Raw genomic sequence first — 10,274 nt, forward strand, 5'->3', positions numbered from 1 at the left:
TTCTCCCGCTCCCGGGGACGACCGGCGGAGACCTTCGGCACGTACCCCTACCGGGAGGCCTTCGCCTTGACCGTGTAGATCGCGCCGGTCGACACGTCCTCCTCGAGTGCCTCGAGCGTCCGCCCACGGGTCTCGGGGACCTGGGTGGCGACGAAGAGCAGTGCCAGCACACCGACGGCGGCGAAGAGGAAGAAGGTCCCGGTGATCCCGACCGCGGCGACCAGGGAGGGGAAGTAGAGCGAGAGGAAGCCGTTGGCGACCCACAGCATGAAGATGGACACCCCGATCCCGAAGCCGCGCATGTGCAGCGGGAACACCTCGGAGAGGTACACCCACACGGCGACGTTGAGGAAGGTCTGCATGGAGCCGACGAAGGCCACCACCAGCGCCAGGATCACGTAGGGCCGCAGCGGGTTGCCCTCCTCCATCACCATCGAGGAGAACCCGATCAGCAGGTGGCAGATGGTCGTGAGGGTCAGGCCGATCATGAAGGTCTTCCGCCGGTCGAGCCGGTCCATCAGGTACAGCGCGATGAAGCCGCCGACCACGGCGATCACCCCGGGGGCGATGTTGGCGACCAGGGCCGCGTTCGCGCTGAAGCCCGATTCGATCAGCACGATCTGCCCGTAGTACATGATCGAGTTGATGCCGGTGAGCTGCTGGGCCACGCCGAGGCCGATGCCGACGAGCATGATGCGGACCAGGTGCTTGTTGCTCAGGATCGCGCGCAGTCCGATCTGCTGCGCGGCCCTCTCCTCCTCGGTGACGTGCTCGACCTCGCCGAGCTCGGCGATCGCCCGGTCCTCGGAGCGCACGCTCTTGAGCACCTCGAGGGCCTCCTGGTGCCGGCCCTTCTCGACGAGCCACCGCGGGGACTCCGGCATCCGGAGCATCCCGATGAACAGCGCCACGGCCGGCAGCGCGGAGACCGCGAACATGACGCGCCAGACGCTCGGGGACTCGCTGAAGACGTTGCCGATGATCGCGTTGATCACGAACGCCGAGAGCTGACCGATCACGATGGCCACCTCGTTGCGTCCCGCGATCGATCCGCGGATCTCGTAGGGGGCCAGCTCCGCGAGGAAGACGGGCACCACCGCCGAGGCGCCGCCGACGGCCAGGCCCAGGCAGATGCGCCCGACCACCAGGATCTCGTAGCTGGGAGTGAACACGACGATCGCCGTGCCGATGAAGAACAGGACGGCGAGCAGCAGGATGGTCTTCCGGCGCCCCCAGGCGTCCGAGAGACGCCCGCCGGAGAGCGCACCGATCGCGGCCGCGAACACCAGCGAGCTGGTGACCACGCCCTCGGTGAACGGGGTGAGGCCCAGCTCCTCCGACATCGGGCGCAGCGCCCCGTTGATCACCCCGGTGTCGTAGCCGAAGAGCAGACCGCCGAAGCAGGCGACGACGGAGATGAGACCGAGGCGCATGCGATGCGGACCGGGGGTCAGTGGAGGCAGCGAAGCAGCTTTTTCATGGGGCGAGGAGGTGGTGGCCACGGGAGATTCCTTTGTTCACGCGCAGGATCGCGCTCTTCACGCCGGCGATCGGTCGGTCCGACACCGCACCCGCAGAAGTGACACAGACCTCATTTCTACGGATGTAAAGATGTTAGGACAAAGATGCTGGGCACGGAACCCCCTCGTTCCCGCGGCCGCCGAGGGAGGACGGCCCCGCGACCTGCGCGCCCGTCGACGGTCGAAGGCCTCCGGTCCGATGCGGTTCGTCGTTCCGCATCGGACCGGAGGCCTTCTGGTCCTGGGTGGTGGCGTGCCGGTCACAGCTTGGTCGGGGTGACCTCACCGTCAGGAGTCTCACGGCTCGGAGCCTGCCTTGTTCCGACGATCGGCTCCTTCTCGATGCGCGGTTCGGTGCGTTCACCGCGAAGTCTCCGCCGGCGCCCGTCCCCGTTGCCGTTCTCGGACGGGTAGATGGGCTGTCCGGCCGCCGTGGCGTCCACGGCCTGGAACTGGGCGGTGAGCGGTTCGGTGCTCTCCCGGGTGACGAAGGTGAACTTCTGGTGGCCGTACTCGTCCACGGCGGTGCGGATCGCCCGGCGCATCACGGAGTCGGAGAGGCGCTGGCGCAGCCACATGGGATCGCGCTGCAGGTCGCGGGTCAGCGCGAGGCAGAGCACGAACATCACCAGCACGAACGGCAGCGCCGCCACGATGGTCAGCCGTTGCAGCCCGCCCAGGGCCTCGGCGGGGGTGTCCCCGCCGGCCAGGAGCATGACGGCGGCGACTCCGCCCATGAGCACGCCCCAGAAGATCACGACGGGCCGGGACGGCTCCAGGCTGCCGCGGGAGCTCAGCGAGCCCATGACGATGGAGGCGGAGTCCGCGCCGGTGACGAAGAAGATGCCGGTGAGGACCATCGCCAGCACCGCCAGCCCCACGGTGAGGGCCTGCGAGGTGCCGAGGGCGTTGAACATGTCGTAGATCGCCCCGTCGAAGGAGATCGTGGGCACGCCGTCCACGACCGTGGCGATCCCGTCGGACGGGTCCGGGGTGGCGTCGGCGGTGTGCTGGATGTGGACGGCGGTGCCGCCGAAGACGGCGAACCACAGCAGGGACACCAGTGAGGGGACCAGCAGCACGCCGGTGACGAACTGGCGGATCGTGCGCCCGCGGGAGATCCGGGCGATGAACATGCCCACGAACGGGGTCCAGGAGATCCACCAGGCCCAGTAGAAGACCGTCCACCCGGACAGCCACTCGCGCATCGACTCGTCGCCCACCGCCTCCGTCCGGGCCGCCATCTCCGGCAACTGCTGGAAGTAGGAGCCGATCGCGTTGGGGATGAGGTTAAGGATGAACAGGGTGGGGCCCACGGCGAAGACCACCACGGCCATCAGGACGGCCAGCACCATGTTCGAGTTGGCCAGGAACTGGATGCCGCGCTCGATCCCCGACACCGCCGAGGCCACGAAGCAGAACGTCAGGACCGCGATGATCAGCACGAGCAGCGGGGTGGCGACCTGGCCCACGACACCGTTGAACTGCAGACCGCTGCCGATCTGAAGCGCTCCCAGGCCCAGCGAGGCCGCCGACCCGAAGAGGGTGGCGAAGATGGCCAGGATGTTGATGACCTTCCCGCCGACGCCGTCGACCGCCCGCCGCCCGAACAGGGAGACGAACGCCTCGGAGAGCAGGTTCTTGCGGCCCATGCGGAACGTGCCGTAGGCGATGGCGATGCCCACCACCGCATACATGGCCCACGGGTGCAGGGTCCAGTGGAACAGCGACGTGGCCATCGCCGTCTCGATCGCCTCGGCCGTCTGCCCGTCCACCGTGGCCGGGGGCGGGGAGATGTAGTGGTACAGGGGCTCGGCCACGCCGTAGAACATCAGGCCGATGCCCATCCCGCAGGCGAACATCATCGAGATCCACGACACCGTGTGGAACTCCGGCCGCTCGCCGTCCTTCCCCAGGGGGATGGCGCCGAAACGGCCCAGCGCCAGCCACAGCACGTAGACGACGAACAGGGAGGAGAACAGGACGAAGATCCAACCCGTGTTCTCCAGCACCCAGCCCAGCGCCGCCGTCGAGACGCTGGACAGGTTCTCGGTGGCGACGAAGCCCCACACCACGAAGGCCACGACCAGCGCGCCCGTCACCCCGAGGATGACCTTGTCGAGACCCTCGAAGCCCTCCCGCAGCGAGCCGCGCCGTTCCTGCACGCCCTCCTTGAGCTCGCCGAGGATCTTCGCCTCCTCGGCTTCGGCATGGTGCAGATCCGTCGGATCGTCCACCGGACAGGCCGGCGCTCCGGGGTCCGGCCCCGGCCCTGCATTCAGATTTTCATTGCTCATCATGGTCCCTTTCCGGGAATATATGAGGCCGGAACATCGTGCTGCCGAAGCGGTACAGCTTCGCCCGACTCTTCGAATCACGTGGTTCAGCATGCGAACAGGTGCCGGTGGCCGAGCGCCCCGGCCACCGGCACCGCTCCCTCCATCTCCTGGGACCACCGTCCTTCATACGAGAGATGACCGCACCGGGGTCGGCGGCGTGCGCGCCTCGACGTCCGCCTAGCGGTGGGCCGCCTCGACGACGTCGCCGACCTTGTCCATGACCCAGTCGTGGAAGGCGCCGATGTGGTGCTCGCTGGGCACCAGCACCCCGCCCTTGGCGTAGACCTTGGACCCCATGGCGGGCTGGCAGCGCTCGCAGGCGTCGAAGTCCTGCTGGTTGACCCGGTGGAACAGCTCCACCGAGGCGGAGACGTCCTTGCCGGACTCCACGACCGAGGGCAGGTACAGCCAGTCGCACTCGACGATCGTGCGGTCGGCCGCCATCGGGAACATCCGGTGGATGATCACGTGGTCGGGGACGAGGTTGACGAACACCGTCGGCTTGATGGTGATCGCGTAGTAGCGCCGGTCGTGGTCCTCGTCGACGCCGGGGATCTTCTCCAGGCCCTCGGAGCCGTCGACGGTGAAGCCCATGACGTCCTCGCCGAACTCCGCGCCGTGGCCCACGAAGTACTGGGCGGCCAGCCCGTCGGCGAACTCGGGCAGCACCTCGGTGAGCTCCGGGTGGATGGTGGCGCAGTGGTAGCACTCCATGAAGTTCTCGATGATGAGCTTCCAGTTCGCCTTCACGTCGTAGGTGATCCTCCGCCCCAGAGCCAGGTTCGCGACGTCGTAGCCCTCGATGGCCTGGGTGTCGCCCAGGCGCTCCTCGATGTCGCCCATGACGTCCTCCTCGAACGAGGGGGGCTCATCGGCCAGGCACACCCACACATACCCAAGGTACTCCCGCACGGGGACCGTGACGAGGCCGTACTCCTGCCGGTCGATGTCGGGCATCTTGGTGAGGTTGGGGGCGGCGACGAGCTTGCCGTCGAAGTCGTAGGTCCATGCGTGGTAGGGGCACTGGAAGGAGCGGCCCGCCTCGCCCTTCTCCTCCATGCACAGCTTCACCCCGCGGTGCCGGCAGACGTTGTAGAACGCCCGGATGCCGTGCTTGCGGTTGCGGGTGATGATGATGCTCTCCCGGCCGATCTGGACGGTGCGGAACGCACCGGGCTTGTCCAGGTCCGCGGCGCGGACGGCGCAGAACCACATCTGCTCGAAGATGCGCTCCTGCTCGGCCCGGAAGACGGCCTCGTCGGTGTAGGTGTTGCCGGGCAGGGTGGCGATGAGGCTCTCGGAGATGATGTTGGTCGACACAGGGGGTCCTCCTTGTAGATCTGTTTCACGGGGCGGAAACGGGGAACGGGTGCGGAATCCGCCCTTCAGGCGGTGAGAGTGTGGGCTGGCACGGGCGTGGCCGTCTTGGCCAGGGACTTGCGCCAGCGGCAGAAGAGCCGCGACTGGTTCCAGCCCAGCGCGGCCACCGGCTCATCGGCGGCGTAGTAGACGGCCAGGAAGCTGTCCTCTCCGGGTCCGCCGTGCTCGTAGACGACGCGGTCGGCGCGGGTGATGTCGCCCACGAACTGCAGTCGCGCCCCGTACTGGTTGGACCAGAAGTAGGGCTGCTCCACCGGCAGGGACGCGTCCGCGTGGCCGAGCAGGGCGCCCACAGCGATCGCGGGGCGATCCAGGGCGCCGGTCCAGTGCTCGACGCGCCGATGCTGCCCGGTGCGGGGGTCCAGCCACGCGGCGCAGTCGCCGACGGCCACGACCCCGGGCACGCTGGTGCGCCCAGTGGCGTCGCAGACCACGCCGTTGCCGATCTCGATCCCGGAGCCCTCGAGCCAGGCGACGTTGGGCTGGGCTCCGATGCCGACCACGACGATGTCAGCGGGGAGCACCCGCCCATCGTCGAGGCGGACGTGCGTGACGGCGTCTCCGTCCGTGGTGAAGCCTTCGATGCCGACACCGCAGAGCAGCTCGACGCCGGCCCGGTCGTGCAGACGCGCCACCACGGAGCCCATCTCGGCACCCAGCGGCCCGCACAGGGGAGTGGACGACTTCTCCAGCACGGTCACGTGCAGGCCCAGGGAGTGGGCGGTCGAGGCGACCTCCGCGCCGATGAACCCGGCGCCGACGACCACCAGCCGCCCGCCGCGCTGCACCAGCGCCCGCAGCTTCCGTGCGTCCTCGAGCGTCCGCAGCGTCAGCACGTTCTCGAGGCCGGCGAGGTCCGGCAGCTGGCGCGCCGAGGCGCCGGTGGCGACGACCAGGAGGTCGGCGTGCACGACGCGCCCGTCCTCGAGCCGCACCTCACGGGTGAGGGTGTCGAAGGAGACGGCGCGCACCCCGAGCAGCCACTCCGCGTCGAGCTGCTCCCCCTCGGCCTCCAGGGCGAGGTCCTCGGCCTGGCACTGCCCGCTGAGGAACTCCTTCGACAGCGGAGGACGGTCGTAGGGGCGCTCCGGATCATCACCGATGATCACGAGACGACCGACAAAGCCTTGACGGCGGGCGGCTCGCGCGGCGGACAGGCCGGCGAGCGAAGCTCCGACGATGACGAGGGACTCCATGAACGACCCCTTTCGGGTATCAGGATGCAAAGACAGGCGAACGGCAACGGGAGTCGGAGACCCCCATCTTCGATGGGATGCGTATTACGCAACCCGATTCGTAATGTGAGAACCAGCGTGAGGTGCGTCACCAATGCCTGTCAAGGGTCACGGCCGTTTTTCACGCACCTGTTACCTCGCACCCCCGATCGACACCCTGCGCCCGCCCCTCCGACGGCCCACGCCTCTTGACACCCCTCCTCCGGCTCTCGGAGAATGTTGCGTATTACGGCAGAGGTTGCGCATACCGAGATGGTTTTTCAGATCTCCGTGGCGCTCCTCCTCAGGACCCAGCGAAAGAACCACTCCCATGCACAAGGCCTGCGCTCTGACCGATCTCGCCCCCGGCGACGCCATTCGGCTCGAGACCTCTCCCCCGATCGCGGTGTTCCACACGGAGGACGGACAGCTGTTCGCCCTTGACGACACCTGCACCCACCAGGACGCCTCCCTGGCCGACGGCTGGGTCGAGGGCTGCGAGGTGGAATGCCCTCTGCACGCCTCGAAATTCGATCTCCGGACGGGGGCGGTCGATTCACCCCCGGCCAAGCTGCCGGTGCGGACGCACAGGGTCGAGGTCGTCGACGGCTACATCATGGTCGAGGAATCGCGGGAAGCCCCCAACCTTCCTCCTGGCCTCACCACCACCGGGCACGAGTCCCAGGACCCCCAAGCCAGTTGACCGACCGGTGCTCCTCGGCCCCGGTTGCGGGCAGCAGACATGCGCTCGGTGCCGAGCGGCACGGAAATCCCAGGAGTTCTGTGTCCGTATGGGACGCAGTCGGGCGGAACTTTCCGTGACGTCGTTTGCGCGATGCGAGCAACGACAGAGAAGGGAAGTGCGCCATGACACGTCAGAACCCCCGGGTGCGTGAGGTCGACGAGAACGACCTCGAGGTCCACCCCCCCAAGGAGTGGGCCGCCGGCCTGCCGGCCGTCTACTACTCGATGGAGCCCGCGCTGGACCACATGGGTCCGGTGCGGGCCGGCCGGATCCTGCTGAGCATGAACCAGAAGGGCGGCTTCGACTGCATGAGCTGCGCCTGGCCGGATCCCGGGCACCGCAGCACCTTCGAGTACTGCGAGAACGGCGCCAAGGCCGTCACCTGGGAGGCCACCCCGGTGACGATCGCCCCGGAGTTCTGGTCGGAGCACTCGATCTGCGAACTGCGCGAGCGCTCCGAGTACTGGCTGGGCATGCAGGGCCGGCTCACCGAACCGGTGTACAAGGCGCCGGGCGAGGAGCACTACCGGCCCATCGGCTGGGACGAGGCGATCTCCCTCGTGGCCGACAAGCTCAAGAGCCTGGACTCCCCGGACCAGGCGGCATTCTACACCAGCGGCCGCGCCTCCAACGAGGCGGCCTTCCTCTACCAGCTGTTCGTGCGGGGCTTCGGCACCAACAACCTGCCCGACTGCTCGAACATGTGCCACGAGTCCTCCGGGTGGGGAATGGGCCAGACCATCGGCGTCGGCAAGGCCACCGTCAGCTACGACGACTACGTCAGCACGGATCTGATGATCATCATCGGGCAGAACCCGGGCACCAACCACCCGCGCATGCTCACCGCCCTGGAACGGCTGAAGGAGAACGGCGGCCGGATCGTCGCCGTGAACCCGCTCCCGGAGGCAGGGCTGCGCCGGTTCAAGAACCCGCAGAAGGCCAAGGGCGTGGTGGGCAGGGGCACCCAGCTCGCGGACCAGTTCCTGCAGATCCGCAGCGGCGGGGACATGGCCCTGCTGCAGGCCGTGTCCAAGCGGGTGCTGGAGGCGGAGGCAGCCGCTCCCGGCACGGTGCTGGACCACGAGTTCCTCGCGGAGCACTGCGAAGGGCTCGAAGAGCTCACAGCGCACCTCGCCGAGCTGGACGAGCAGACGGTGCTCGAAGCCACCGGTCTCACCTCCGCGGAGATCGACGAGCTCGCGCAGCGCTACCTGCAGGCCGAGAAGGTCATCATCACCTGGGCCATGGGCGTCACCCAGCAGAAGAACGGCGTGGCGACCATCAAGGAGATCATCAACCTCCTCCTGCTGCGCGGCAACATCGGCAAGCCCGGTGCCGGGGCATCGCCCATTCGCGGGCATTCCAACGTGCAGGGCGACCGCACCATGGGCATCTGGGAGCAGATGCCGCCGGCGTTCCTCGACGCCCTGGGCCAGGAGTTCTCCTTCGCCCCGCCCCGCGACCACGGGGTCGACGCCGTGGACGCCGTCCGCAGGATGCGCGACGGCCGGATGAAGTTCTTCCTCGCCCTGGGCGGGAACTTCGTGGCGGCCATGTCGGACACCGTCGCGACCGAGGCCGCGATGGACAAGCTGGACATGAACGTGCAGATCTCCACCAAGCTCAACCGGTCCCACACGGTGACCGGCGCGGAGGCGCTGATCCTGCCCACCCTGGGCCGGACCGAGGTCGACATCCAGGCCACCGGCCCCCAGTTCGTCTCCGTGGAGGACACCGTGAGCGCGGTGCACCCCTCCTGGGGCAAGGTCGAGCCCGTCGCGCCGAACCTCCTCTCCGAGGTCGCCATCGTCAGCCGACTGGCACGAGCCACGCTCGGAGAGAGGCTCGACGCGGACTGGGAGGGCTTCGAAGCCGACTACGACCGCATCCGCGACCACATCGCGAACGTCGTCGTCGGCTGCGAGAACTACAACGAGCGGATCCGGCAGGAGGGCGGGTTCGTGATGGCCAACGGGCCTCGCGACTCCCGCACCTTCAACACCCCCACGGGCAAGGCTCAGCTCACCGTCAACGCCCTGTATCCGCTCGAGTGCCCGCCGGGCCGGCTCATCCTGCAGACCATGCGCTCGCACGACCAGTTCAACACCACGATCTACGGCTACAACGACCGCTACCGCGGCATCAAGAAGGGCCGGCACGTGGTGTTCGTGAACCCCGAGGACATCGCCGAGCTCGGCCTGGAGGACGGCCAGCTCGTGGACGTCCACGGCGAGTACGTGGACGGCAAGGACCGGGTGCTGCGGAGGTTCCGGATCGTCTCCTACCCGACCGCCCGCGGGTGCGCGGCGGCCTACTACCCGGAGGCCAACGTCCTGGTGCCCCTCGACGACACGGTCACGGGCAGCAACACCCCCGTGTCCAAGGGCGTGATCGTGCGCCTGGAGCCGACGGCCGAGGGCCCCTCCGGCGGCAGCAGCCAGGAGAACGCGGTGGCCGGCGTGCCCGCCACCGCCTGATCCTCCCGGTCATCGGACAAGAGCGGCGCGGCCGCCGTCCCCTCGAGGGGGCGGCGGCCGCGCCGCGTCGCGCAGGGCGCGGGCGACGCCGTGCGCCGCCCGGACCCTGCGCCTACTGGCCGGTGGCGGCCCAGCCAACGCTGTCCGGGCCGCCGTTGACGCCCTGATCGGCCAGGCGAGCGGCCGTGGCGGCGGCGTCCCGCACCGCCTGGTCCGGGGTCCTGCTGGACCGGTTCCCCGCGGCGTCCAGCGCGGCGGCGTAGCCCACGTAGAAGGTGGTGAGCGCCCCGGCCTCGGGGGAGACGGACCCGGAGGCCTGCCGGGCGAGCTGTAGGATCTCCTGGGTGTCCACCTTCAGGTCCAGGATCTGCAGAGCCTGGGTGAGCCGCCGGCTCCACTGGTCCAGGTCGGGGGCGCTGTCGTCGTGCACGGTCATGTCGTTTCCTTGAGGTCGGGAATGGAACGAGGTTTCGGCGGTGAGCTGGTCCATCCGCTCGACGGAACCGCAAGAGTTCACCCGCCGGAGAAGGGTGGGAGGACGTCGAGGGTCGCTCCGGCCGGGACCTCGGCGCCGGGGTCGGGGCAGGCCACCCCGTCGA

7 protein-coding genes are annotated in these 10,274 nt (G+C 68.7%); 2 read left to right on the forward strand and 5 right to left on the reverse strand.

Annotated elements, in window-relative coordinates:
- Nucleotides 1-47 precede the first annotated feature (47 nt).
- The 4 genes from IEW07_RS16680 to IEW07_RS16695 form a co-directional block, all read right to left on the reverse strand.
- Complete coding sequence (locus IEW07_RS16680; protein ID WP_188539305.1) at nt 48-1,502, reverse strand: sugar porter family MFS transporter; 1,455 nt, start codon at nt 1,500-1,502, stop codon at nt 48-50.
- A gap of 278 nt (nt 1,503-1,780) precedes the next feature.
- Nucleotides 1,781-3,820, reverse strand: a complete 2,040-nt coding sequence (locus tag IEW07_RS16685; RefSeq protein WP_371870241.1) for a BCCT family transporter — start codon at nt 3,818-3,820, stop codon at nt 1,781-1,783.
- 216 nt (nt 3,821-4,036) lie between these two features.
- On the reverse strand, nt 4,037-5,179 hold the full coding sequence (locus IEW07_RS16690) for an aromatic ring-hydroxylating oxygenase subunit alpha (RefSeq protein WP_188539309.1): 1,143 nt from the start codon (nt 5,177-5,179) through the stop codon (nt 4,037-4,039).
- A 65-nt stretch (nt 5,180-5,244) separates the two neighbouring features.
- Entirely contained in the window at nt 5,245-6,435 is a 1,191-nt protein-coding gene (locus IEW07_RS16695; RefSeq protein WP_188539311.1) for an NAD(P)/FAD-dependent oxidoreductase, read from the reverse strand.
- 349 nt (nt 6,436-6,784) lie between these two features.
- On the opposite strand from IEW07_RS16695, the gene IEW07_RS16700 reads away from it, so the two are divergent.
- A complete protein-coding gene (locus tag IEW07_RS16700; RefSeq protein WP_188539313.1) occupies nt 6,785-7,156 on the forward strand; it encodes a bifunctional 3-phenylpropionate/cinnamic acid dioxygenase ferredoxin subunit in 372 nt (123 codons plus the stop codon).
- Nucleotides 7,157-7,320: 164 nt separating this feature from the next.
- A complete protein-coding gene (locus IEW07_RS16705; protein ID WP_188539315.1) occupies nt 7,321-9,675 on the forward strand; it encodes an FdhF/YdeP family oxidoreductase in 2,355 nt (784 codons plus the stop codon).
- Nucleotides 9,676-9,787: 112 nt separating this feature from the next.
- On the opposite strand, the gene IEW07_RS16710 is transcribed toward IEW07_RS16705, so the two are convergent.
- Nucleotides 9,788-10,111 (reverse strand): DUF6457 domain-containing protein, encoded by a 324-nt coding sequence (locus IEW07_RS16710; RefSeq protein ID WP_188539317.1) that lies wholly within the window; start codon nt 10,109-10,111, stop codon nt 9,788-9,790.
- Between the last annotated feature and the right edge of the window lie 163 nt (nt 10,112-10,274).

Source organism: Kocuria dechangensis, assembly GCF_014636775.1.
Taxonomy (GTDB): domain Bacteria; phylum Actinomycetota; class Actinomycetes; order Actinomycetales; family Micrococcaceae; genus Kocuria; species Kocuria dechangensis.